Genomic DNA, 631 nt, shown 5'->3' with positions numbered 1-631 from the left:
TGTTGTAGTTGCTCGATGATCTTTCCTGTAAGGTATCTCCCTTTTCTGTCCCCATCAAGTAAGATAATCAATCTTTGATATTTTGCTACGGAATCAACAAACTTTATCATGCCACCAAATTTGTGCAACTCCAAAACTTTTCCTGAATATCCAAGCTTTTTCAAGGCTGTAGAGTCTCGTTTGCCTTCAACTATTACCACACTATCAACTTGAGAGTTTAGCAACAAAATAAAATTTCTTACATCCTGAACTTCTTGTTCAGTAACTCGCACAATTTACATTTTAATTTGACATATTAAACACTTTTTACAAAAATTTCAAATAAACATTCCAATTGTGACCAAAGTTTAATATATTGAATTAAGATTTCAACGATCTAATTATGGCTTCTGTTAAACAAATCTTTGATGAAACCATAAAGACTGACCATAAAGTTATCACAGAAGAATCTGCAAAATCAATTCTCAAATCTTATGGAATCTCGGTACCTGATTATGCATTAGTTACTTCAACAAATGAAGCAGTTAAAGCTGCAAAAAAACTTGGATTTCCACTTGTAATGAAAGTAGTTTCACCACAAATTTTACATAAAACAGATGTCGGTGGTGTTAAAGTTGGATTAGAAAATATC

General features: G+C 31.9%; 2 protein-coding genes. One reads left to right on the top strand and one right to left on the bottom strand.

Features of this window, described 5'->3' with window-relative positions; all coding sequences use genetic code 11:
• A partial coding sequence (locus tag V3W49_RS22795) for a toprim domain-containing protein (RefSeq protein WP_500148235.1) occupies positions 1-272 on the bottom strand: 272 nt, incomplete at its 3' end.
• Between the two features lie 110 nt (positions 273-382).
• Between V3W49_RS22795 and V3W49_RS22790 the strand changes: the two genes are divergently transcribed.
• On the top strand, positions 383-631 hold a 249-nt coding region (locus V3W49_RS22790), incomplete at its 3' end, for an acetate--CoA ligase family protein (protein ID WP_500148233.1).

It is taken from the genome of Rosenbergiella sp. YN46 (assembly GCF_036620675.1).
GTDB lineage: Bacteria > Pseudomonadota > Gammaproteobacteria > Enterobacterales > Enterobacteriaceae > Jejubacter.
Note: the sequence above shows the minus strand (reverse complement) of the source record. Positions and strands in the feature narration are given on the sequence as shown.